The sequence below is a fragment of the Arthrobacter sp. NPDC080031 genome, assembly GCF_040702485.1.
In the GTDB taxonomy this organism is placed as follows: Bacteria; Actinomycetota; Actinomycetes; order Actinomycetales; family Micrococcaceae; genus Arthrobacter.
Window position 1 is genome coordinate 1 of record NZ_JBFBLA010000045.1, and the last position, 23,493, is coordinate 23,493.

18 protein-coding genes and 3 pseudogenes are annotated in these 23,493 nt (G+C 63.9%); 8 read left to right on the forward strand and 13 right to left on the reverse strand.

From position 1 onward, the window contains the following. Positions 1–273 (forward strand): hypothetical protein (locus AB0323_RS23245; RefSeq protein WP_366179428.1); only part of this gene is annotated, 273 nt, incomplete at its 5' end. Positions 274–283: 10 nt separating this feature from the next. On the opposite strand, the gene AB0323_RS23250 is transcribed toward AB0323_RS23245, so the two are convergent. From AB0323_RS23250 to AB0323_RS23275, 6 genes are all read right to left on the reverse strand, one after another. Continuing rightward, the gene (locus AB0323_RS23250) at positions 284–3,478 is read right to left on the reverse strand and encodes an efflux RND transporter permease subunit (protein ID WP_366179429.1); all 3,195 of its coding nucleotides are present in this window, start codon (positions 3,476–3,478) and stop codon (positions 284–286) included. Position 3,479: 1 nt separating this feature from the next. Continuing rightward, positions 3,480–3,944: a hypothetical protein gene (locus AB0323_RS23255; RefSeq protein WP_366179430.1), complete on the reverse strand. Its 465-nt coding sequence runs from the start codon at positions 3,942–3,944 to the stop codon at positions 3,480–3,482. Beyond that, on the reverse strand, positions 3,941–7,123 hold the full coding sequence (locus tag AB0323_RS23260) for an efflux RND transporter permease subunit (protein WP_366179431.1): 3,183 nt from the start codon (positions 7,121–7,123) through the stop codon (positions 3,941–3,943). Before AB0323_RS23260 ends, AB0323_RS23255 begins: the two co-directional genes overlap by 4 nt. 273 nt (positions 7,124–7,396) lie before the next feature. Beyond that, positions 7,397–8,227 carry a hypothetical protein gene (locus tag AB0323_RS23265; protein ID WP_366179432.1) on the reverse strand — a complete coding sequence of 277 codons (831 nt, stop codon included), beginning with the start codon at positions 8,225–8,227 and terminating at the stop codon, positions 7,397–7,399. A gap of 587 nt (positions 8,228–8,814) precedes the next feature. After that, positions 8,815–11,583 (reverse strand): PAS domain S-box protein, encoded by a 2,769-nt coding sequence (locus AB0323_RS23270; RefSeq protein ID WP_366179433.1) that lies wholly within the window; start codon positions 11,581–11,583, stop codon positions 8,815–8,817. A gap of 140 nt (positions 11,584–11,723) precedes the next feature. Then, positions 11,724–12,614, reverse strand: a complete 891-nt coding sequence (locus AB0323_RS23275; protein ID WP_366179434.1) for a ribonuclease Z — start codon at positions 12,612–12,614, stop codon at positions 11,724–11,726. A gap of 105 nt (positions 12,615–12,719) precedes the next feature. Here AB0323_RS23275 and AB0323_RS23280 point away from each other — a divergent pair, with 105 nt between their 5' ends. Beyond that, positions 12,720–13,694, forward strand: coding sequence for a dienelactone hydrolase family protein (locus AB0323_RS23280; RefSeq protein WP_366179435.1), 975 nt, complete (start codon positions 12,720–12,722; stop codon positions 13,692–13,694). A 30-nt stretch (positions 13,695–13,724) separates the two neighbouring features. Beyond that, positions 13,725–14,381: a DNA alkylation repair protein gene (locus AB0323_RS23285; RefSeq protein ID WP_366179436.1), complete on the forward strand. Its 657-nt coding sequence runs from the start codon at positions 13,725–13,727 to the stop codon at positions 14,379–14,381. A gap of 57 nt (positions 14,382–14,438) precedes the next feature. On the opposite strand, the pseudogene AB0323_RS23290 reads toward AB0323_RS23285, so the two are convergent. The 3 genes and pseudogenes from AB0323_RS23290 to AB0323_RS23300 all read right to left on the reverse strand — a co-directional run. Further along, a pseudogene (locus AB0323_RS23290) lies at positions 14,439–15,029 on the reverse strand (S-layer homology domain-containing protein); the annotation flags it as partial. 372 nt (positions 15,030–15,401) lie between these two features. After that, a pseudogene (locus tag AB0323_RS23295) lies at positions 15,402–15,911 on the reverse strand (polysaccharide deacetylase family protein); the annotation flags it as partial. A gap of 140 nt (positions 15,912–16,051) precedes the next feature. After that, the gene (locus AB0323_RS23300; RefSeq protein WP_366179437.1) at positions 16,052–16,207 is read right to left on the reverse strand and encodes a hypothetical protein; all 156 of its coding nucleotides are present in this window, start codon (positions 16,205–16,207) and stop codon (positions 16,052–16,054) included. 71 nt (positions 16,208–16,278) lie between these two features. On the opposite strand from AB0323_RS23300, the gene AB0323_RS23305 reads away from it, so the two are divergent. The 5 genes and pseudogenes from AB0323_RS23305 to AB0323_RS23325 all read left to right on the forward strand — a co-directional run bounded on the left by AB0323_RS23305 (position 16,279) and on the right by AB0323_RS23325 (position 19,760). Then, the gene (locus AB0323_RS23305) at positions 16,279–16,473 is read left to right on the forward strand and encodes a DUF1918 domain-containing protein (protein WP_364534210.1); all 195 of its coding nucleotides are present in this window, start codon (positions 16,279–16,281) and stop codon (positions 16,471–16,473) included. Positions 16,474–16,544: 71 nt separating this feature from the next. Then, positions 16,545–17,033, forward strand: a complete 489-nt coding sequence (locus AB0323_RS23310) for a VTT domain-containing protein (protein WP_366179438.1) — start codon at positions 16,545–16,547, stop codon at positions 17,031–17,033. Positions 17,034–17,065: 32 nt separating this feature from the next. Further along, the gene (locus AB0323_RS23315; protein WP_284981408.1) at positions 17,066–17,869 is read left to right on the forward strand and encodes a thioesterase family protein; all 804 of its coding nucleotides are present in this window, start codon (positions 17,066–17,068) and stop codon (positions 17,867–17,869) included. Beyond that, the gene (locus AB0323_RS23320; protein ID WP_366179439.1) at positions 17,869–18,645 is read left to right on the forward strand and encodes a lipoate--protein ligase family protein; all 777 of its coding nucleotides are present in this window, start codon (positions 17,869–17,871) and stop codon (positions 18,643–18,645) included. The genes AB0323_RS23315 and AB0323_RS23320 overlap by 1 nt, the downstream gene beginning before the upstream one ends. 103 nt (positions 18,646–18,748) lie before the next feature. Next, positions 18,749–19,760, forward strand: a pseudogene (locus tag AB0323_RS23325) (molybdopterin dinucleotide binding domain-containing protein). 15 nt (positions 19,761–19,775) lie between these two features. Here the strand turns inward: AB0323_RS23325 and AB0323_RS23330 are convergent. The 4 genes from AB0323_RS23330 to AB0323_RS23345 form a co-directional block, all read right to left on the reverse strand. After that, positions 19,776–20,033, reverse strand: coding sequence for a mycoredoxin (locus tag AB0323_RS23330; RefSeq protein WP_366179440.1), 258 nt, complete (start codon positions 20,031–20,033; stop codon positions 19,776–19,778). Between the two features lie 195 nt (positions 20,034–20,228). Beyond that, positions 20,229–20,618, reverse strand: a complete 390-nt coding sequence (locus AB0323_RS23335; RefSeq protein ID WP_364534224.1) for a hypothetical protein — start codon at positions 20,616–20,618, stop codon at positions 20,229–20,231. Between the two features lie 146 nt (positions 20,619–20,764). After that, the gene (locus AB0323_RS23340) at positions 20,765–22,012 is read right to left on the reverse strand and encodes an APC family permease (RefSeq protein ID WP_366179441.1); all 1,248 of its coding nucleotides are present in this window, start codon (positions 22,010–22,012) and stop codon (positions 20,765–20,767) included. Between the two features lie 4 nt (positions 22,013–22,016). Further along, positions 22,017–23,267, reverse strand: coding sequence for an Nramp family divalent metal transporter (locus tag AB0323_RS23345; protein WP_366179442.1), 1,251 nt, complete (start codon positions 23,265–23,267; stop codon positions 22,017–22,019). Positions 23,268–23,493 lie beyond the last annotated feature (226 nt).

Consider the following 23,493-nt stretch of genomic DNA (forward strand, 5'->3'; position numbering starts at 1 on the left):
GCCGGGCAGATCGGAGGAACCAGCGCCGCCGGCGAAACCGGCCAGGACGGCAACGGAGCCGGCAACGGCCGCCACGGCCGCCCTGCTCTCCGCACTCCAGGCTGTCCTTCCATCCATACCCACAGCATCGCAGGAGGCACCGACAATTTAATATTGGCGCCGCTTGGCGCCGCTTGGCGCCGCTTGGCGCCGCTTGGCGCCGCTTGGCGCCGCTTGGCGCCGCTTGGCGCCGCTTGGCGCCGCTTGGCGCCGCTGGGCGCGTGCGCGAGGTAGACACACTTGGCTAACTAGGTGCCTGCCCTCGGGAAGGAACCATCCGCCTGAATCTCCGGAATGGGAACCTTAATCCCGGACGCGCCACACCTGAAGCTCCGCTCGGGATGGACCGTGCTTTTGCGAAGCGGAGGTAGAGCGATGGAACGATGAACAAATTGAGCAGCGTGGACGTGACGAGTCCGCCCAGGATGACCACGGCCATCGGGTGTTCGATTTCATGGCCCGGGATATTGCCCATGACCACCAAGGGCACGAGGGCAAGTCCGGTAGCCAAGGTGGTCATGAGGATCGGGGAAAGCCGTTCAGAAGCTCCGCGCAACACGAGGGCACGGCCGAAGGCTTCGTTCTCGTTCCTTTCCAGATGCTGGCAGTGGCTGATGAGCAGGATCCCGTTGCGGGCTGCGATGCCCATGACCGTGAGGAAGCCGACGAGTGAGCCGAGCGACAGGACCCCGCCGGTGATGTAGGCGGCGAACACTCCACCGACCAGGGCTATCGGGAGCGTCAGCAGCGCGAGTAGGGCCAGCCGCCAGCTTCGGAACGATGCCTGCAGGAAGAGGAAAATCAGGGCAAGGGCCGCTGTGGCGAAGATCGTCAGGCGTTCGGTGGCCGCCTGGCGTTCGGTGTACTCACCGAGGAGTTGGACACTGTAACCAGACGGCAGGTTCATCTCTTCGAGGCGTTCCTGTAGCGTGCGGACAACTGTCCCGAGGTCCGCCCCCTGATCGATGAAGGAACCGACCTCAACGCGGCGGGATCCGTTCGTGCGGTCGATGAGGTTGGGTGTCGCTTGCACACTGACAGCGGCGACGTCGGCCAGCCGGACGCGCTGTCCGCTCGGGGTGTCGATCGGCAGGTCTTCGATGCTGGTGACGCTGGCGCGGGTCTCCGGTGTGCTCCAGACTTGGACGTCGTAGGCACGACCGTCCCGGAAGACGTCGCCTACCTCTTCCCCGGCCACGAGTGTCGCGGCTGCCCGCCTGACATCGCCGGGTTTGAGCCCGTACTTTTGCGCCGCGGCAAGATCCACCTTGACCGTAATCTGCGGCACCTCGACTTCCAGGGAGACGTGGGGTTCATTGGTGCCCGGGATGTGGTCAAGGATTGATTTGATCTTCTGGGCCTGGTCCCGAAGCACGTTCAGGTCATCGCCGTAGACCCGGACCAGGATTGGTTCGCTCGAGCCGGTCAGGACCTCTTCGATTCTTTCTTTCAGGTAGGTCTGGACGTCGCGGTGCAGGCCCGGATAGCCGTCCACAACCTCCTGGACAGCTGCCACCGTTTTATCGTAGTCAGCGTGGCGGTCGATGCTGATCCAGTTTTCACCGGCGTTGACGCCGACGATCTCGTCCGCTGTGAACGCCTGGCCTATGTGTGTTCCGCAGTTCAGGACTCCGGGCACCTTGAGGAGCTCTTCACAGCCCCTTTGTGAGATGCGGTATTCCTCTGCTGCCGAGGTGCCGGGCTCTGAGACCCAGTGCATCAGGAAGTCCCGTTCCTTGAAGGTGGGGAACAAGGACTGGCCAAGCAGGGGAGCGATCACAAGACCCGCCAGCGCGATGGCGCCGAAACCGGCGTAACCGTAGCGGGGCCGGTTCATGGTCCGGGACAAGGCGGCGTGATATCCGCGCTTGAGCACCCGGACCAGGGGAGGATCGCGCTGCTCCAGTTTTGCGTTGCCGAGCAGAATCAGGGCCAGTGCCGGTGTCACCGTCAGCGCGACCAGCATCGAGGCGAGGACGGCCAAGGTATAGGAGACAGCCAGCGGCCGGAAAAAGACACCGGTCAGTCCGTCGAGGAAGAAAATAGGAACGGCCGCGACGACGATGATCAAGGTCGCGTAGACAATGGGACTTCGCATTTCCAAGGAGGCCCTGAGCACCACCGAAGTAGTTGGTTCCGCGCTTCCCAGGGCCCGATGTTGCCTGAGCCGGCGCATGATGTTTTCGACGTCGATGATCGCGTCATCGACGACGACACCCACTGCGATGACGAGCCCCGCCAGGACCATGGTGTTGATGGAACTCGCCGTGAAGTACAGCACGAGCGCCGCGGTCAGGAGGGAGAGCGGAATGGCTACGAGACTGATCAGCGCTGTGCGCCACTGGAAGAGGAAGGCGCCGAGGATCATGACGACCTGCAGGCAGCCCAGGAGTAATGCGAGGCTGAGGTTGGAAATCGCCTCCTCGATGAAGCTCGCCGGACGGAAGATGGTGGTGTCGAAGGTGATTCCACTCAACCCTGGCTGGAGCTGGCGGAGGGCGTCCTCAACTCCCCTCGTCACATCGAGGGTGTTTCCCCAGGGGAGCTTCTCGACGATGAGCATGAGCCCGTGCCCGTTGTTGATGACAGCGTCGCCGATGAGCGGCTGATGGTCCTCCACGACCTTGGCCACGTCGCCCAGGTGCAGCGCGACGCCGTCTTTTTCCCTGATAGTGACTTGCGCAAGGTCCTCGGGGCTGGAAACCGCCTGGACATGCTGGACGCCCATTCTCTGGTTCGGACTGTCGATGAAGCCTCCCGTGCCTATGAACCGGCCGGGGGAATACTTCAGCAGGCCGGCGTCCACGGCTCCGGCGGTGACTTCCATGACCTCGTTGAGGGAAACGTTTTCAGCCTTGAGCCGGTCCGGCTGCACCTGGACCTGCAGCATCTGGAGCCTTTCACCCCAGATGGCGACGTTGGCCACCCCCGGCACCCGGAGCAAGCGGGCCCGGATCGTCCAGTAGGAGAGCATGGACATCTCGATCAGGGACCGGTTGGAGGAGGTCATGCCGATCTTCATCACGCGGCTCGTCGATGATAAAGGCTGAAGCATGACCGGGGGAGCCGCCCAGGTGGGCAGGGCGGAGGTCACGGCCGCCATCCGTTCAGAGACCACCTGGCGGGCGTTCAGCAGATCGGTTCCCTGCTTGAAGATGAGCACGATCGAGGACAGCTGGGGCACGGACTTGGAGCGCAGCTCATCCAGGCCGGGCATGCCGCTCAGGGAAGCCTCGATCGGGACGCTGACCAGCTCTTCCACTTCCTGGGCGGTCAGGCCCAGGCAGGCCGTCTGGATTTCCACACGCGGGGGCGCGAATTCCGGGAAGACATCGATGGACGCTGAGCTCAACTGTACGGAGCCCAACAGCATCACCGCGCAGGCCAGTGCAACAACTACCGTCCTGAATTTGAGGCTGATGCCTATGATCCAACGCATCTCAGTGGGCCGTATCGAATTCCTCGCCGAAGAGTTCCTCGGCCCCCTGCGTTACTACCGCCGTGCCGACCGGCGGCCCGTCCCTCAGCAACGCCGCTTCGCCGGCGATTCGCTCGATGCTCACCGCCTGGCGGACATACACGCGGAGCTCAGGATTTGTGTAGACCCAGGTCCTGCCCTGGCTGTCGTACAGGATCGCCCCGTAGGGGACGGTCAGCTTCCCCTGCGGACCCGACGCCGCCACGCCGGTCTTTAGCCCAAGACGCTCGACGGCGCGTTCGGTCAGGGTGATGCGGTGCAGGTCCGTCCCCGGCACTTCGTCCAGGGTGGCAGGGTTGTCGGCGGTAGGTACTGCTTCGGCATGCGGCTGGGAGCAGGCAGGCAGAGACAGCGTCAGGAACGCGCCCACTACCAGGGAGATCAGGACCGTGGTGATGTGGCGCCGTCGGGAAGCGATCTTTTTCATGGTGCATCCTCGCTCTGTGCCCGGAGCAGCGAATCGTTGCGGGTTGCGGCCCAAGGCGCACGGCCCGGTCCGAATCGAAGCAACAGTGCGGGCAAGACAAATAGCAGGAAAAGAGTGGTGGTCAGCAGCCCGCCGCAGATGATGGCGGCGAGTGGTTGGATGATTTCCGTTCCGACCACGCCACCGATGAGCGTGAGCGGCAGCAGGGCAAGAGCCGTCATCAAGGACGACATCAGCACAGGCATCAACCGGCCGCGCGCGCTTCGGATCACGAGAGCGGGCCCGAAGGCCGCGCCGTCCGGGGCCGCCAAGCTTCGGGCGTGCCGTATCAGCAGGATGGAGCCACGCACGGCAATGCCCAGGACGGCGGAGAACGCAGGAAGCGAGATCAAGGAGTTTATTCCGCCCGTCATTTGGGCGGCGAGCACCCCGCCCGAGAGCGCCCCAACCAGGCCCAGGAAGACCGTCGCGGCTAGCCGCCAGCTTCCCGACGCGGTCTGGAGAAGCACGAGGATTCCGGCCGCAGCGACAGCCGCCAGCAGCCACAGCCACCGGGCGCTATTCTGTTGCTCTGCGTACTGGGTGAGGATTTCCGCATGGTACGAGAGCGGGAACTGCAGTTGCTGCAGGCCCTTCTCGATGTCCTGCTGCACGTCGTTGAGTGCGCGCCCCTGAATCTCGGCCTTCACATCGATCCGGCGCGAGGTGTCATCGTGCAGGATGACCGCCTCGTTCCCTACCACGTTGACCTTGGCAACGTCGCCGAGGCGTATGTGCCCGCCGCCGGGGGTGTCGATCAGGAGCTCGCGGACGCTGGTGAGGCTGTTCCTGGTGGACGGGGTTCCTTTCACGATCACCGAGAAGACTTTTTGTTGTTGATAGATGTTGCCGACTTCGATTCCCTGCAGGAGGGCAGCGGCAGCGCGCCTGACATCCCCCGGGATGACACCGGCTTTCTGGGCGGCGGCCAAGTCAACCTGGACCTCGACGATTGGTTGTTGGGCGGGCGCATCGACATGGGGATTGACGACGCCGCCGGTCCGGGCCAGAATTTGCCGCACTTCCTCTGCCTTCTGGCGGAGCGTGGCCATATCCAGGCCGTACACCCGGACAGTGAATCCGGGGTCGGCGGCCTCATGAATCTGGTCGATCTTCTCCTGTGCGTAGGTGGATACTTTGCCGGTCAACCCCGGGTACCCAGCTATCACGTGCTGGACGGCCGCCGCGGTGTCGCGGTAGGAGGCCTCCGCGGAAACGGTCACCCAGAGCTCCCCGGCGCTGATGTCACCCACTTGGTCCGAGGTGATGGCGCGCCCGACGTGTCCCCCCACGTTGGCCACGCCGGGAAGCGCCCGGAGTTCTTGCGCGGCCGCGTCAGTGATCCGGCTCATTTCCTGGTCTGATGTGCCGGCGATCGTACTCCACTGCACCACGAGGGTCCTGTCCGGCAGGACGGGCACTGCCGGATGGCCGGCGGCCAGCTGGGGCGCGAGCGCAAGCCCTGCGAGCGCGATGACCGCGGCGGCCGCGAAAACCCACCGGGCCTTTCCTTCCGCCCGGGACAAGGCACGGCGGTATCGGCTGTGGATCCGGTTCAGGGTGCGGCCTTGCCTTGCAGTGGTCCGGCCGACCGGCAGGACGAAGACCAGCGCCGCGGTTACCGTCAGCGCCACGATCATCCCGACAGCCAGGGTGAGCAGGTAGGAAAGGAGCAGCGGGCGGAAGAGGGCTCCGTCTTCGCCCGGGACGAAGAACACAGGCAGCACAGACAACGCCATGATCAGCAGAGAGTAAAGGATCGGTGTTCGCACTGCCCGCAGGGACCCCGTCACCAAGGCGACGCCCGACTCCGCGACGCCGGGCCCGACGCCGGACCCCTCGCCGGCCCTTCCGGCGCCAGCCTTCCCGGCTCGCACTGCGCCATGGAGCTCTTCGGCGACGTCCCCAACGATGACAGCCAAGGCCAGGATCATTCCGGCCAGGACCATGGTGTTCATCCCGGTGCCTGTCAGATACAGCACCAAGGCTGCTGCCGTCAGTGAGACCGGAATCGTGACCAGGCTGATGACCGCTGTGCGCCAGGAGCGGAAGAACGCGCCAAACATGGTGGCTATCAGGAGCAGCGAGACAAGCAGCGCGACACCAAGTGTGCCGACCTCTTCCTGGATGAACGCCGCTTGTCGGTAGACGGTGGTATCGATCGTGACGCCGGACAACCCCGGCTGGAGGGCATGGAGCGCATCATCGATGCCCCGGGTCACGTCCATCGTGTTCGTCTCCGGGAACTTCTCGATGACCAGGAGCAATTCGGCATCCTTGCCCGAAAGTGCGTCCCCGATCAGTGGCTGGTGATCGGTCACGACGTGGGCGACATCGCCCAACACCAGCTTTCCGGACGGCCCCTCCAGGCTGACTTTGCCCAGATCCTCGGGCGTGGTGATCGGCAGGACGTGCTGGACTCCGAGCCGCTGGTGGCCCGTCTCCAGAAAGCCGCCGGTGCCGGGCGTGGATGCCTCGAGGTAACTCAAGGGCGACACCCACACGGCGTTGCCGGTGGTAGTAATGACCTCGTCCAGCGTCACGCCCTTGGCCTCAAGTTCCCCAGGATCGACCAGGACCTGCAGTTGCTGGTCGCGGAGGCCCCAGATAGCCACGTTCGCGACGCCGGGCACCGCCAGGAGGCCGGGTTTCATGGTCCAGCGGGCCAGGACAGACATGTCAATGGCCGACATCTCTTTGGACGTCAGCCGAATCATCATGACCCGGCTCGTCGATGAGAGCGGCTGCATCAGGACGGGCGCGGCAGACACGTTCGGCAACGCGCGTGCCTGGGTCAGGCGTTCGGACACAAGCTGGCGGGCCCGAAAAAGGTCGGTCCCCGGCTTGAACACCATTTGGATCGACGACAGGCCCGGGACGGATTTGGAATGAATGGCTTCCACCCAGGCCACACCATTCAACAGGTCCGCCTCCATGGGGGAAGTGATCAGCTGTTCAACTTCCGCGGCGGAAAGCCCCAGGGCCTCGGTCTGGATTTCAACTTGTGGAGGGGCGAATTCCGGGAAGGCATCCACTGCCATGCCCGGCAGGCTCGTGAAGCCGAACCCCAGGATCCCCGCTGCCAATGCCAGGACCAGAAACCGGAACTGGAGTACCCATCGGAGGATCGTGCCCATCATGGCCGCTCACCCGGTTCTCGGGGTGGGACAGCGGAGAAGCCGTAGCGCGGAGGAGACACTCCACTATTGGTCTCTAGTGGGTGCCCGCTGAAAACGTTAGATCCCCGGTACCTGTCCACCACGCCGCTCCCTGGAACAGTGCCAAAGCGCCCCCAGACGTGTACGTCAATAATGAGCCCGAGCAAACCCGGGGGTCAACGCTCAACGCGTGGATTCTCAGGATATTAACAGGGAATCTTCCGTCGTTTAGCAAATGACAGTGGTAGGAGCGCACTAGCCGCCGGAGCCCGGCACGGCAATCTCGGCGTGGGGCGTTGTGCCGTAAACGCTCGCACTGACCTGGTAGGCGTGCCCGTCCAATTCCAGTGCTTGCTGATTGATTTCACTCAGTTTGGAGTCCGCGAGCGTCTCTGCGGTGATGAGGTCCAACGACTCCTGGTCCGCACCACCAACCGCTGTCACTTTCACCAGCCCCGTGCCCGCTGAATAGTGCTTTTGCTGGTGGCCCACAGACGGTTCCAAGGGATTGTATTCGTCAATAACCAACACATCGTCGTAGCACGCGGCGGGGACACACACCCGCTCGTGCTGCTTGAAGACGGTTCCACAATCGAGGAAACCCACGTCGGGTGCGTGGGCCTGGACGTACCCGGGTGTACCGGTCACGGGCTGATCCTGCATGGCGATTCCTGCCTGGGCCTTGGAAATGCCGCTGATGAAGGTGCGGGGCGCGCCGGTGAAAGTGCCGTTCTCGTACTCCTCCGGGTACTCCCCGAAGAGCCAGACCGCTCCCTTCTCGGTCTGGGCAAAGAAGGCCAGCTCGGATTCCACCAGCTGCCCGTCGAAGTAGTCCCGGTCCCACATCACCAGGGTCTTCACGCCGTCTATCACCTTTGTCAGTCCGGTCACGGAGTGGACGACCGTGCGCTCGGAGGTGCCGTCGGCACTCTTCACCGTGCCCTTCGTCGTGTACTGCATGCCGGGCTTCAGCGGAAACCACTTGTTGTCGATCCTGGGCGTCGACTGGAAGGCGGAGCGGTCATAGTGGATGGCGGACCCTGCGCCGCAGAACTCAGCGGCGTCCGAGGCCGCTGTCGGGGTCACTGTCGGGGAGGCTGATCCCGACGTCGGCCCTGTCGGCGTCCCGCTTGATGTGGACGGGGAAGGCGTGCCGCTTGGCCCGGAACACGACGCCACCGCGGACATTGCCAAAAACAGCACTAGTGCGGATCCCAACGCTGTTATCCGTTTGCTTGGCTGGAACATCCCGGTGTCCTTTCACAACAGGCTGATGAAAGGAGGACCGGGACAGTGGGAGGGTTTCATGCCGCACCGCCACGGTCCAACATTTCTCAATTGTGCTCCTGCAGGCGGAGAAAAGAACAGACGGCGCACAAACATGATGTGGCGGGCCGGGGTTCCCGCGGGCAACTCCGGGGGGCCGGCGGCGTCTGGGGTAGAGAGCCCCGAGCCCCGGGCTCCAGGGGCCCTCCCGCCGTCGGCCCCGTCCAATGCCGGTCCCGGAGGGCCGGCTGGTCTGTCTCAAGCCGCGGATGTTTTCCTGTATTAATTCAACATCTTTCCCGGCCCTGAGGCACGAGTGCTGCCTACTCGTTTTCCAGACCGGGGCGGCCAAACACGCGGAGAACCCTACGTAAGCAGGGATTTCTCCCATTCCGGCACAGCCCGGCCTAGGTGGCGCTCCCGCAGGGAACCCACCGGTTCAGGGCCTCGTCCAAGGCAGCCAGATCGACCGGTTTGCTGAGGTAGTCGTCCATCCCGGCTGCGAGGCAGCGCTCGCGGTCTTCGTCCTGGGCTCCTGCGGTCATGGCGATGATGGGCAGGTGCTCGGAGCGGTTCTCCCGCGCCCGAATGCTCTTGGTGGCCTCGAAACCGTCCATGACCGGCATGTGGCAATCCATGAGCACAGCCGCGTAGGAGCGGGCGGCGATGGCGGAGACAGCCTGGGCGCCATCGGCAGCCACTTCGGCCTGGTACCCCAGTTTGGCGACCATTTCACGGGCGACTAGCTGGTTCACCTCGTTGTCCTCCACTACAAGGATTCTTCCTTTGGAAGGCCTGTCCTGCCTCGGGGGCAGTGCAAATGCGGACGCCGCGTCAGTCGCCGGGTTGCCGGCTACCAGCCGCATCAGGCGGTCGTAGAGTTCTGAGCCGCGGACAGGTTTCGTGAGCCATTCGCTGATTCCCGCGTCAGCCATATCGGTCTTGGATACCTGGGACGCGGAGGTCAGCATCATGAGCCGGATGCCTCGCAGGGCCGGGTCCCTCGAGAGCTCGTGGGCGAGTTCAAGGCCGTCCATGTCCGGCATGCACATGTCGAGCACCGCAATGTCGAAGGGTTTCCCTGCGGCGGCTGCCGTCCGTGACCGGTCGAGGGCCGTGCGCGCGTCCGCTACCGCGTCCGGCCGCAGCCCCCACGTGTTCAACTGCGATTCCAACACGAACCTGTTGGTGGCATTATCGTCGACCACCAACACGCGCAGACCTCCCAATAGGCTCCGGACCGGACGGTCGGGAACCCGCCCTGGTTCCTTGGCCAGCGGCAATCGGAGCGAAAACCAGAACGTGCTTCCCTCGCCAGGGGCACTCGTTAAACCGATGTCCCCGCCCATCACCTCCGTCAGACGGCGGCAGATGGCCAGCCCCAGCCCGGTTCCACCGTACCGGCGCGTGGTGGAGGCATCCGCTTGGGAGAAAGAATCGAACAAGCGCAAATGATCCGCAGCATCGATACCAATACCGCTATCGCTGACCTCGAATCGCACAAGCGCGGTTCTCGCGTCCTGTGCCTCGACGTTCACCCGGATGGCGACTTCACCCGACGCGGTGAACTTCACGGCGTTCGAAGCCAGGTTCAACAGGATCTGCCGGATCCTGCCGGCATCACCAGCCAGCTGGGCGGGAACGTCGGGGTGGCAATACGCGATGAGTTCCAGGCCTTTGCCCTGGGCCGCTTCGGCCAGGAGCGAGGCGACTTCCTCCATCAGGGATTGCGGATCGAAGGACGTGATGTCCAGGTCGATTTTCCCTGCTTCCAACTTCGAGAAATCCAGGATGTCGTTGATCAGGGTCAACAAAGCTCCGGCGGCGGTCTGAACTCCTTCGGCGTATTTCCGTTGTGCTTCATCCAGCGGGGTGTCCAACAACAGCGTTGTCAGGCCTATGACTCCGTTCATGGGGGTACGGATCTCATGGCTCATCGTTGCGAGGAACTCGGACTTCAACCTGCTGGATTCCAGGGCCGCCTCCCTGGCGGCCAACAATTCCGCTTCAGCGGCACGCCGGGCGGTAATGTCCTGCCCGATGGTCGCAATTCCGATCACTCCGTGTTCGCCGCGGATCGGGGAGACCGTCAGGGACACGGGCACGATGGACCCATCCTTACGCATCCGGTCTGTCTCGAAGCTTCGGGCCGGTCCGCCATTCTGGACAGCGGCCAGCACCTCGTCCTCGGCACGGAGGTATTCCGGGATGAGGAGCCGGACGTTCTGCCCGCTCACTTCAGCGGCCGTGAATCCGTACAGCTTCTCCGCCCCGGGGTTCCAACTGGTGATGATGCCCTCGGGCGTCATGCCGATGATCGCGTCAGCCGAGGACTCAACGATGGCGGCCAGGCCCTCCACTTGGGCGAGCGCCTCCCGCGCCTGGTCCTGTGCGCGCTGGCGGGAGGTGACGTCTCGGAAACTCCAGACCCGTCCCACGATCTCTTCCCCGACTCGTTGGGGCCGGGAATACCGCTCGAACGTCCGCCCGTCACGGAATTCCAACATGTCCAGGCTCTCCGCGCCCGGATCGGCGTAAAGTTCCTGGACCTTGCCTATAAAGCCATCGGGATCCGTGAGCTGGTCGAGGACGAAAGCCAACAACTTGCCGTCGTCGTGGGACTCCAGAAGATCCGCGGGGATGCCCCATAACTCGGCGAACCGCTTGTTCGCCCCCGCGATAGTCCCGTCTGCCGCGACAACCAGAATGCCGTCCGCGGTGGACTCCAGGGTGGCACTGAGAACGGAGAGAGCATCCCGGAGTTCGGCATTAACGCGGCTGCGGTCGCTTACGTCGCGGATGGAAGCGATGAGGTGCATGCCCGGTCCGGCGCCGAGCGGAGCGAAACTGACCTCAATGGGAAACTCGCTTCCGTCACGGTGGCGGCCGAACAGGTTCAGCTCAGTTCCGGCCCGGCGTATTCCAGGCTCACTGGCAAAGAGGTCCCGGATGGCGCCGACCTGGCCCTTGATCCGCGCCGGAAGCAGCATTTCATAATGCTTGCCCAGCAGCTGGCTACGCGGATAGCCGAAGAGCTGCTCTGAATACGCATTGCCGAACGTGATCTGACCATCCGCGTCGATCACGAGCAAAGCGTCGGGCACGGCCTCAACCAGTCCGCTGAAAGACAGGCCGCTAAAAGAGCCGAAGCGATCCGGCGGCATTTCGTTTGTCATATCGGCCCCCAGAGCTGAATAGATGACAAGCCCGCCCGCATCGGCGGACGCCTGGGTGTGCCGGTGTGGCCCTCCCCACGGACAGAGTATCCGGGAACGTACCCGAAAGCATCACAAAGCCGCCCGGTACTTCGCGCCTTCTACAACCACCGCTGCCGCTTGGGAAAGGGAACCCTGTCCAGGTCGTTCGCGGCCATGACGGCAGCCCCGCCGGACCGCGCCCGCGCTTGCTCCGCAAGTTGTCCGACGTCGGGATAGCGCGAGGAGAAATGCGTAAGGATGAGCATGCCCGCTTCTGCGGCGGCAGCCAACTCACCCGCCTGCCCGGCGGTGAGATGGCGGTACTGCGCGGCCAGGGCGCCGTCGTCGTCACTGAAAGTGGACTCAGCCACGAGAAGGTCCACACCCTCGGCGAGTTCCCCGGCACCGTCACATGGTGCCGTGTCCATCACGAAGGCGAAGCTCTGAGCGGGCCTCGGCACGCTCACGTCTTCCAAGCGCACGCCGCCCAGGCTCCCGTCCCGCTGCAGGAGGCTGATATCCGATCCTGTAATCCCGGCTGCCGCAAGCCGCTCCGGCAAAAGGCTGCGGCCTTCGGGCTCGAGGACCCTGTAGCCGTATGTCTCGATTCGATGGAGCAGTGGGCGCACCTCCAGTCCTGCAGCGATAGGACCGGACCCGCCGTGCGGATGAAGCTGAAGGTCGATGCCGGGCGACGCGACAGCCACGAGGGCGCGGATCATGTCCTCGCCGGATGCGGGATAGTGCAAATGGATTGGATGCTCCACCCGGTCCAGCGCCATGCGCGAGAGCACGCCCGGCAGCCCGAAACAGTGGTCGCCGTGGACATGGGTAATACAGATTCGCGTGATCTGGCTGGCCGAGACACCAGCTTGGATCATCTGCCGTTGGGTACCTTCCCCAGGATCGAAGAGCAGGCCCTCACCATCCCAATGGAGCACATATCCGTTGTGGTTGCGGGTCCTGGTGGGGACCTGGGAGGCGGTGCCGAGAACCACGAATTCACGCATGGAACCGAGTGTCTCATTACTTGGCGGCTACACCCATCATCGTGGACACCCTTGCCCGGTGACGGTCTTGGGAGGAGGATATGCGGCAAACTCAGGAGGCCTTCCATGATCCAGCTCGGCAAATTTGAGAAGTACCTGGTCGAGGAATTCTTCGACGACTACCGAGCGGGAGACATGTCGCAGCGGGCGTTCATTCGTCGGCTCGCATTTATCACCGGGAGCATGGCTGCCGCCTCCTCGACGATGCTGCAGCTCGGATGTGCCCCGGATGAGGTCCCTCGAAGCACCGATCCCATGCCAAGCCCCGAAGCGTCGTCCGCCCGGCCCCCGACGACGGCGGCTACCGGGCCAGTGCCGGGAGCGAAGAGTCCGCTTTCCGTACCTGAAGGTGCGTCCGGACTTGTGATGGCCACCGTCCGGTTCCCGGCCGGCGGAACCGGGATCAGCGCCTACCTTGCCAGGACTGAGGGGGCCGATCCGGGACCTGCGGTGCTCGTCTGCCATGAAAACCGCGGACTTACTCCGCACATCCAGGACGTGGCCCGCCGTTTTGCCAAGGCAGGGTACGTCGCTTTGGCACCTGATCTCCTGAGCCGGGAGGGAGGCACTCCGAACGTTGATGCCGACGCCGTCCCCGGAGCGCTGACAAAGGCAGGAGCCGGGCGCCATGTTTCCGACTTCTCCGCGGGGTTCGATTACCTCCGGTCATTGGATTTCGTGGACGGCGAGCGTATCGCGATGAACGGCTATTGTTTTGGCGGCGGCATCACCTGGCAGGCCGCGACCGAGATACCCGGGCTGAAAGCCACGGCGGCCTTCTATGGCCCCGCCCCGGACCTGGACAAGGTTCCATCCATCAAACCGGCCGTGTTTGGCGTCTATGCCGAACTCGACCAGCGCATCACCGGCGCAATGCCGGCACTTCGGGATGCGCTCGCAGCCTCTGACGTCCGCCACAAGCTCACTGTCTATCCCGGCGTCGACCATGCCTTCCACAACGACACCAGCGAGCGGTACAACGAAACGGAGGCGACAGCCGCCTGGCAGGACATGCTGGCCTGGTTTGGCGAGTACGTCTGAGCGCACGCCCTGTTGCGGAATAATGTTCGCATGAGTGACGCCGCCTTGTTCATCGATGAGGCTTTGCGCCGTGAAGGCTCATGGATCCGGGCAGAGCAGGCCGAGGCACGGCTGGGAAACGGTCTACGTCACTACGGGTCCTCGATCGGGGCTATCCGTGGAACGGTTCGCGACGCCCTCCGACGCCATCGGGGACTCGCGCACGACGAGGTCACTGCCTTGAGCTCGGAATTGTGGGAGGTTCCCGTCTTCGAACGAAGGCTCGCCGCAATCGTCCTTCTGCAGTCCAACGTCCATCTGCTGACGAATACCGATCTGACGCGGCTTGAAGGTTTTGTCCGTGAAGGAAGGCTGCGCGACCTGGTCGATCCGCTAGCGGTTGACGTGATCGGACCTTTGCTTGCAGGGCTGGAGGGGCAGGCCAAGACACGGGCCGCAAGCGTGATCGATCGATGGGTGCGGGAGCGTGACGCGTGGCTGTGCCGCGCCGCCCTGATGTCGCCGCTGAGGGCTCTCCGTGCCGGGGGAGGCGACTGGGACGCGTTTGTAGGCCACGCCACGGCGGGGCTGGACGCCGCTCGGGAAATGGGCGCGGAAGCGGAGGTGGTCAGGGAAGCGGTTTCGATCGTTCTGAACGAGGTGGCCAAGCGACGGCCTGAGCTGCGGTTTCCCTCGTCAGCCGCTTGAGCCGTATTGCCGGGTCCGCGCCCATGGCATGGACACGGCAAACCCGGACGACCTCCGTCAGTTCCTCGGGAAGCTGGTGTTGTAGCGGTACATGAAGGCCGCCATCGCGTCCCGGTTGACGGCTATGACCGGCCGATAGGTCCTAGTGCCGTTGGTTTCGATCCACCCCGTGGATATCCCCGTGGAGGAGAGCCACGTGATTTCCTTATAGAACGGAACTTGAGGGGAAACATCGGTAAACGGCGAAACGGCCGGGGGTGTGAAGGCGGGACTGTGCGCGAAGCGGTACATGAAGGCAGCCATGGCATCGCGGTTCACCGCCTGCAACGGGCGGTACGTCTTGGTCCCGTTTCCTTCGTCCCAGCCGGTGGAGATCCCCTGGGACGCCAGCCATGAGATCTCCTTGTAGAACGCAGTTTGAGGCGTCATATCGCTGAAGGGAGAAACGGCCGGGGGCGTGAAGGCGGGACTGCCAGCGAGGCGGTACATGAAGGCGGCCATGGCGTCCCGGTTGACGGCCTGCTGCGGGCGGTACGTCTTGGTCCCGTTACCTTCGTCCCAGCCGGTGGAGATCCCCTGGGACGCCAGCCAATTGATCTCGGTGAAGAACGGGTAGCTGCTGGGGACGTCAACGAACGGACTCGACGCCGGTGGCGGAGGTGGCGGAGGTGGCGGTGTCGATTGCCCGAGCGCCTGGGCCACAGTCTTGACCGAAGTCGTTCCGTTTGCGGTCCGCGCAGCCAGCCACGTGACGAAAGTTTCAAAGAGTGTCGGGCTGATGGTGAGCGTGGGATCCGTTCCGACCGCGATGTGGTGGAATGTCAGCTCAAGCCATCCGCCCGTGCTTTCGGCATTGGTGACCAAATCCTCCAGATTCTGCAGTGTCCAGGTGCTGTCGACTTCGTCCGGAGCCTTGGTGACCAGGGGGTTTGCCGGAGGAAGGGTCTCAGCGAACGGGCAGCTTGGGCAGCTCGCGGGTGAACGGATGTCGCCCAGTCCGCGTGCGCTGGCAAATCCACAGTTCTTCACATCAGTTTGAACGGATGCGTTTTCCGCGGCAAATGGATAAGCGAAGTTGCTGACTTGGAATCCCCAGCTTTCCAGCGTCGATTTGCCGTTGCAGATTTCCGCGCTGGCGGCTGCGGAGGTAAGCGTGGTCAGATCCGGGTGGGTAACGGTATGGCCACCGATCTCATTGCCGTCGCCGGCTATGGTTTGGAGGTTTGCCTGGGTCAGGTAGCTGGGGGTGCCTATCCAGCTGGTGGTGATGAAGAAGGTTCCCACCAGCCCGTGGGCCTTGAGTACCTGTTCGGCAGCGAGCTGATTGCCGTTACCGTCATCGAAGGTCAGGCTCACGACAGTCGGGGCCACGGCCCGCGCGGGAACGACGATTCCGCCGAGGGCCCCGACGGTGAGCAACAGGACGCCCAAGATGGACGCCAACTGCTTGTTCTTGCTTGGGTAGTCTGGGCGGCGGGACCCGCCGCTCGGCCGGCCCTGCTTCTCGAAATGCCGTTGTAACCAGCGCATGGCTCCTCCACGAGACGAGGGCCCCCAGGCGCGTATGAAGGTAGAGTACGCCTTGAATCGCGCAGGGTGAACACAAAGAACGGGCAAAGGCCGAATTCACAGCCTACGTTCAGGTTGGTTTCTGCCTGTAGACGCGAGAGTCAATCCCGAAGTTCTCCAGAAATGGTGCTCAGGTCGAGGAACAAAATATCCGCTGCGTACCAGAGGCGGGTCGCGGCGTCGTCGAGCTTCTCAAGCAGCGCGATCTGCGCGATCTGGTGGTACCAAGGCAATGTTGCAAACGGCGCTTGCAACATTGGGAACTCCGGCCGAGCCTGTTCCCACGACGGCCCAACACTCGTAATCTGAATGCTGGGAGGTGGTTCCTGTGGAAGCAGCCCAGGGAGATCGGATCATCATTCATGGCAGAACGGTCGGGGCGTCCGACCGGCACGGCGAGATCATCGAAGTCCGCGGACCAAATGGTGCGCCGCCGTATTTCGTGCGTTTTGACGATGGACACGAGACCATCCTGTATCCGGGTGGGGATTTCACGATCGATCGCACAGGCGGGCGTTCGTAACCCGGGGCCGGCCGTCTGGGCGTTGAGCTAAGGTAAGACTTACCTGCTGAGACGACCGGGGGAGGGCGCGCGTGGACCAGATCCTTGACCTGCCCTTTGAAGTTGCGCTTGTGGCACTCTTCGCAGTGGTCATGGTCCGGGTCAACGCGACATACTGGATCGGCCGCGGCGCAGCAGCTGGAATGGAACGCACGCGTTTCGCACGCGCTCTGCATCGCCCCAAAGCAAGCAAAGCGCAGGCCTTGATTCAGCGCTTCGGGCCCTACGCCGTCGTACTGACCTTCTTGACGATCGGACTCCAAACCGCCGTCAACCTGGCGGCCGGGGCCGGGAGAATGCCACCCAGCCGGTATCTCCCGGCGGCAATACTCGGCTCCGGCATCTGGGCCTTCGTCTATGCGACCATCGGGCTGGCGGCCATGGAGGCGTGGCTTGCCGTTATGGCGGCCTCCCCTCTGGCCGCCGTTCTCCTGGTCCTCTCCCTTGCCGGACTCGCAGTCGCTGTGGTCATTCGGCGTCGACGTCGGACGGCTGTTGCGCCAGAAGATACAGTGGTCTGAGTTCCATTACCGGACCGGCGAAAGGGCAGGCGTTGAGTATTGAGCTTCCGGACCTTGCGGAAGGCGACTTCTACTACGAATCGCTCGGGAACGGGCGGTTCCGCTCGACCATCCACGCCCAAGGCGCGTGGAATCCGCATGAGCAGCACATGGCGCCGGCATCGGGCATCATGGCTGATGCACTGCTCCGCCATGAGCCTCGTGACGACGTCCGGATGGCCCGCCTCAGCTACGAAATCCTTGGATTGATCCCTGGCGGCGAATTCGAAATCACCACCAGCACGCTCCGCCCCGGCAGAACGATTGAACTGATCCAGGCGGAACTCTCGGCGGCAGGACGCGTGGCTATCCGGGCAACAGCCTGGCGGATGGCCACCAGCGACACGAGCGCCGTCGCCGCCATAGAAGACGTCGCCATGCCCGCCCCGGACGAATGCAAACCCTGGGACGGCGCGAGCGTGTGGCCCGGCGGGTATATCCGGTCCCTGGAAATGCGGATCGCGGAGGGTCACCGGGCAGGTTCCGGGAAGGTCTGGATCCGCACGGAGCATCCGCTGACCGATGCAGCCGACAGCCGTGACCTCGCGAGGCTCGTCGGACTCGTGGACACCGCCAACGGCATCGCCGCCCGCGTCTCACCGGGCAAGAACAGCTATATCTTCCCCAACCTTGACCTGCAGGTCCACATGTACCGCGAACCCGCGGGAGAATGGCTGGGACTGGACAACATGGTCTCGTTTGGCGACGACGGAATCGGCCTGACGTCCACGGTGCTCCACGACATCAGCGGTCCCTTCGGCCGCGCTGAGCAGATCCTCACATTGAGGAAGGGCTGATGGCCCCGGAGCGCGCCGGGGAGCAGCGCACGCTGACGGTGGTGCGTCAGGAAGAATCGCTTGGCGTCGCTGGTGACCTGGACTTCGGGATCGAGCTCCTCAACCGTGCCCGCAGGGGGCTGCTGGCGCCAACGCTGCGTTTGTACCGGCCCCGCCCAACCGTGGCGTTCGGGCAACGCGATGCCAAGCTGCCGGGATTCCGGGCCGCGTCCGAAGCCTGCCGGGACCTGGGGTTCGAACCCTTGATCCGCAAGGCGGGTGGCCGGGCAGCGGCGTACCACCGGGGCACCTTGGTGATCGACCATGTGGAGCCGCACACCGACGCGATTGCCGGAGCGAAGGCCCGTTTCTCCTTCTTCGGCGAGCTCCTGGCGGGTTCGCTCCGCCGCGTCGGCGTCCAGGCCGCCGTCGGCGAGATCCCCGGCGAGTACTGCCCGGGTGAGTTCAGCGTCCACGGCCTGGACCCGGATTTTCCAACACACCAGATCAAGCTCGTCGGCACTGCCCAAAGAGTGGTTTCCGGTGGATGGCTGTTCAGTTCGGTGATCGTCGTAGAGAACTCGGCACCCATCCGCGAAGTCCTCACTGCCAGCTATGGAGCCCTCGGACTGGAGTGGGATCCTGCCACCGCCGGGGCGGCCAATGACCTTTTGCCGCAGCTGGACGTACCCACGGTGGAAGACGCCGTCGTCGCGGCTTACGCGGAATACGCCGAACTCATCGACGGCGATTTCCAGAGCCTTCTCCCTGTGACGAGCACCAGCACGCCGTTGTAGACGAATACCGCCGGGACTACGCTTGAGGCCACAACCAGGTGGACCGGGCGGTGGCTTCTTCCCGGAAATGGAATCCGCCGTCCTCCCGAAGCGAGGCAGAGCAATGGACAAGAAGCCATCCGTTGTCCACGATTCCGACGCGGACCTCACGGTTGGTCCGCCGAAGCGATCCGCCGCGGGTTTGCCCAGCCTGATGGAGACCTTGCCCCATGCGTTGCGCCAACTGGGGCCGTCCCGCGCCTGGAAGTCCCTCTTGGCGATGAACCAGAAGGACGGCTTCGACTGCATGAGCTGCGCTTGGCCGGATCCTCCGGAGCGGAAGTTGGCCGAGTTCTGTGAGAACGGTGCGAAGGCTGTTGGATGGGAGGCGGATCCGCTCAAAATTCCGTCCACTTTCTGGGACGAGAACGACGTCGATTCCCTCGCCGCGCGCTCCGAATACTGGCTGGGACAGCAGGGCAGGCTCGTGGAACCCGTGTACAAACCCGCAGGGTCGAGCCACTACCGTCCCATCAGCTGGGACAATGCATTCCGGATTGTGGCCCGTGAACTGAATGCCCTGGAATCGCCCGACGAAGCCACCTTCTATACGAGCGGCCGGACGAGCAACGAAGCCGCGTTCCTCTACCAGCTCTTCGTCCGCGCCTTCGGGACCACCCCACGGCCCCCGTGACGAGCGCAAGTTTCCCACCGCCACGGGGAAGGCAATGTTCATGGTCAACGACCTTGAGACCATCCACGTCCCGGAAGGGCGCCTGCTGCTCCAGACAGTGCGTTCCCACGATCAGTTCAACACGACCACCTACAGCATGAACGACCGCTACCGGGGCGTGAAGAAGGGCCGCATGGTGCTTTTTGCGCACAGCGACGACCTGGCTGATCTGGGCCTTGCCGACGGCGGCTATGTGGACGTCCACAGCGAAGCCGACGACGGCGTGGACCGGGTCCTGCGCCAGCTGCGGTTGATCGCGTACCCGACAGCCCGCGGTTGCGTCACTGCCTATTACCCGGAAGCGAATGTCCTGGTGCCGCTGGATTCGACTGCCGAAGGCAGCAACACTCCCGCGTCCAAATCCGTGGTGGTGCGCCTGGAGCCGGTCGCACCACCCGGATGACTCCCTCGTGGGGCGTCAGGCGGCGAGGCGCGCTTCGACCTCGGCTGCGGAAGGGTTAGTGGCGGCGCTGCCGTCCGGGAAAAGGACCGTGGGGACGGTCTGGTTGCCGCCGTTCAGCTTCTCCACGAGTTCGGCAGTGCCCTCCACCTCTTCGATGTTGATCTCGTTGTAGCCGATGCCCTTCGCGTCCAGCTGCTTCTTGAGGCGGTTGCAATAGCCGCACCAAGTGGTCGAGAACATAGTGATGGTGCCGGATTCGGGGGTGAAGTCCACGGAGTCTCCTGTCGTCTTTGTTATGAACTACTCGCGTCAACGGTAACCCGGCAGTCGCTATTCCTTCGCGCGCATGTGTCACATGACACTGTGTACATGGAAGCGCACATAGAAACGGCGCGACGCATCGCGCCGCGCACGCGCCCGAAGAAACGAAAACGACCCGCGGTGCCCCAGGACCGTAGGTAGTCGATCCTAGAGCGCCTCTTCGACGGCGACGCCGGATTGGAACTCGCGGCCGTCGGCTTCACTGAAGGCCGTCATCACGTGTCCCTTGCCAAGACCGTTGATGGCCGAGAGAGGGAAGTGGCCCGTTATGGTGTTCCCCGAGTGCTCAACACCCTTGAGGTCGTAATTCTCTTCGGCACTTTGATCATGGTTGAACGAGAAGAAAGCGATCGCCTCCCCGTTCATGAACTCGATGCCCAGTCTTCGTTGAGAGGAATAATCAGGAGTGGCGGCGACCAGGCCGACGACATAGGCGCCGGAACCAGGGATGTTGCCCTCGATCTCGAACTTCGCCACGAGCGTGGCTTCCGTGGCGGTGACGCTGGCCTGCTTCAGAAGTGCCTCATGGATGCTCATGGCTCAATCCTGCTCTGTGCGACCTCCGCCGTCCACCCCTGATCCGGGTTTTGTCAGAGCCTTGCCGTCGGCCGGATCTGTTCGGCGCTGCGACCGAATTCAGCCCTGACCAGCCAGAAGACGTGCCGACACAGGTACTGGTGACGCTATCGCTTGAGCCTGACGACGCGCAGGATGATGCCCGCTGCGAACATGAGCACGCCCAGACCCGCCGATAGCGGCGGCAGCGTGGACACGAGGATCACGCAAGCCAGTGCTCCGAACACCTGGAGACTTTTGGGGTATCGGCGGTCTTCGGCCGGCTGGGTGAACGCCGCAATATTGGCGACCAAATAGTAGATGAGCACGCCGAACGAGGAGAAGCCGATCGCGCCGCGCAAGTCGGCCACTGCGACGATCACGCAGATCACGGCGGCGAGAGTGACTTCGGCCCGGTGCGGGACACGGTACCGGGGGTGGACGGCGGCGAGCCAGTGCGGGAGGTCATGGTGCCTGGCCATTGCCAGGGTGGTCCGGCCCAGGCCGGCGATGAGCGCCAGCAGGGCACCGAGGGAAGCGACGGCGGCTCCCGCACGGACCACCGGAGCAGCCCAGGAGAACGTCCCGGCTCCGACCGCGGCAGCGAGCGGCGTCGACGTGCCGGCCACGCCGTCCGGGCCGAGCGCGGCGAGAAGCGTCACCGCAATGACGGCATAGAGGACGACGGCGATGCCCAACGCGATTCCGATGGCACGCGGGATGGCGCGCCGGGGGTCGCGGACTTCCTCTCCCATGGTCGCGATCCTCGCGTAGCCAGCAAAGGCGAAGAACAACAACCCGGCGGATTGGAGGATCCCGTACCAGCCGTGTGCAAGCAGTCCATCCCCGAAAATGTTGGCCAGGGAGGGAGCAGAACCGCCCCAGCAGGCGGCCACGCCAACGGCGAGGGCCGCCAGCACCGCAAGAACCAGGATGCGTGTGAGCCCGGCCGTCCGCGTCACCCCGTGATAGTTCACGACGGCGATGACGACGACGGCGGCGATCGCCACGGGGCGTTCCCACCCCGGAGGAGCTGCATAGGCAGCGAATGTCATGGCCATGGCTGCCGCGCTGGCGGTCTTGCCGATGACGAATCCCCAGCCGGCCAGGTAGCCGGACCACGGTCCCAGCCGCTCACGACCGTAAATGTACGTTCCGCCCGACGTGGGATATGCGGCGGCGAGCTGGGCGGAGGACGTCGCGTTGCAGAATGCCACGACTGCCGCGACGACGAGTCCAATCAGCAGCCCTGATCCTGCGGCGGCTGCGGCCGGGGTGAAGGCCGCGAACACACCGGCGCCGATCATCGAGCCCAGGCCGATGACGACCGCGTCAAACGTACCTAGCCGCCGGGCCAGGGCCTGGGGGTTGCTCATGAGCCTAGGACTTCCCAGTGACTGTCAGGACGATGAGGACGCAGTTGAGGCCCACGATAAGTGCGGCGCTTGTCCACCCTGCAATCTTCAATGCCGTGGAATCCGTGTGGATGCCCATGACCTCGCGCTTGCCGGTGAGCCGGATCAGTGGAATCAAAGCGAAAGGTATGCCGAAGCTCAGCAGGACCTGGCTCAGCACGAGCGCCAGGGTGGGTTCTATGCCCGCGCCGAGAATGACCAAGGCCGGGATCAGTGTGACCACCCGGCGAAGCAGCAAGGGTACCCGGATCTTGAGGAGTCCGCCCATGACCGTTGCGCCGGCGTAGCATCCGACCGACGTTGAAGCGAGGCCCGAAGCGAGCAATCCGACGCCGAAGGCCACTCCGATGATCGGGCCAAGGGCCGATGTAACGGCGGCATGGGCCCCGGCGATGGTGTCGGTGCCTCCTACTCCCCGCAGGCTGGATGCCGCTAGAAGGAGCATGGCGATGTTCACGATTCCGGCCAGCATCAACGCCCCCACGACGTCCACGCGGGTGGTCTTGATGAGCCTCGTCCGTACGGCGGGATCTTCCGAGAAGCCATGCCGGTCACGGGCCAGGGCCGAATGCAGGTAGATGGCATGCGGCATGACAGTGGCACCGAGCATGCTCGCCGCGAGGAGGACAGTGTCTGTGCCTTCGAACCGTGGCACCAGGCCGGCCAATACTCCACCGCTCTCGGGGGGACTGACGAAGAGCCCCGAAAGGAAACCGACCGCGATCACGGCCAGGAGCATCATGATGGCGTACTCAAAGGACTTCTGTCCACGTGAGGACTGGAGCGCCAGGAGCAACATCGAGGCGACGCCGACGATGATTCCGCCCAGGAGAAGCGGCAGTCCAAAGAGAAGGTTGAGGGCCACCGCTCCGCCGATGACTTCGGCCATGTCGGTAGCGCCGGCAACCACCTCTGCCTGGACCCAGAAGAGCCTGCGCCGGTGGGTACCCAACCGTTTGCCGAGGAGTTCGGGCAGGCTGTGGCCGGTGGCCAAGCCGAGTTTCGCCGACTGGTACTGCACCAGGACAGCCATGATGTTTGCCGCTACCAGGACCCACACGAGCAGGTAGCCGTAATTCGCTCCGGCAGTGAGGTTCGCCGCGACGTTTCCCGGATCCACGTATGCGATCGCAGCAACGAAAGCCGGCCCCAACAAGAGCAGGCGCGACTTCCATCGGGTCTTGCCTGGGCGCTGCTCCGCGATAATGGCGGCCATGGTTTCCTCAACATCGGGGATACGGACATGATGAGGATACCGTTAAGTTAGGCATGCCGAAAAGTCGTTTTTAGGTGCGGCTTGGTCACACGCTTTGCCCAACTGGCTCGCACTAGATGTCGTTCTGAGCCCGGCAAAGTCAACTGGTCGTAGCAACGCAGGGGGTTTAGGCTGCCTGCAGCAGCTGGTTGAGCCGGTTGGCTGGGGTTTGTAGGTTGAGGGTGGG

Coding starts and splice junctions, on each gene's coding strand:
- AB0323_RS23255 (WP_366179430.1), bottom strand. CDS start 3,944: ATGAAAAAGATCGCTTCCCGACGGCGCCACATCACCACGGTCCTGATC.
- AB0323_RS23320 (WP_366179439.1), top strand. CDS start 17,869: ATGGCCCCGGAGCGCGCCGGGGAGCAGCGCACGCTGACGGTGGTGCGT.
- AB0323_RS23260 (WP_366179431.1), bottom strand. CDS start 7,123: ATGATGGGCACGATCCTCCGATGGGTACTCCAGTTCCGGTTTCTGGTC.
- AB0323_RS23250 (WP_366179429.1), bottom strand. CDS start 3,478: ATGCGTTGGATCATAGGCATCAGCCTCAAATTCAGGACGGTAGTTGTT.
- AB0323_RS23275 (WP_366179434.1), bottom strand. CDS start 12,614: ATGCGTGAATTCGTGGTTCTCGGCACCGCCTCCCAGGTCCCCACCAGG.
- AB0323_RS23285 (WP_366179436.1), top strand. CDS start 13,725: ATGAGTGACGCCGCCTTGTTCATCGATGAGGCTTTGCGCCGTGAAGGC.
- AB0323_RS23345 (WP_366179442.1), bottom strand. CDS start 23,267: ATGGCCGCCATTATCGCGGAGCAGCGCCCAGGCAAGACCCGATGGAAG.
- AB0323_RS23300 (WP_366179437.1), bottom strand. CDS start 16,207: ATGTTGCAAGCGCCGTTTGCAACATTGCCTTGGTACCACCAGATCGCG.
- AB0323_RS23340 (WP_366179441.1), bottom strand. CDS start 22,012: ATGAGCAACCCCCAGGCCCTGGCCCGGCGGCTAGGTACGTTTGACGCG.
- AB0323_RS23280 (WP_366179435.1), top strand. CDS start 12,720: ATGATCCAGCTCGGCAAATTTGAGAAGTACCTGGTCGAGGAATTCTTC.
- AB0323_RS23335 (WP_364534224.1), bottom strand. CDS start 20,618: ATGAGCATCCATGAGGCACTTCTGAAGCAGGCCAGCGTCACCGCCACG.
- AB0323_RS23270 (WP_366179433.1), bottom strand. CDS start 11,583: ATGACAAACGAAATGCCGCCGGATCGCTTCGGCTCTTTTAGCGGCCTG.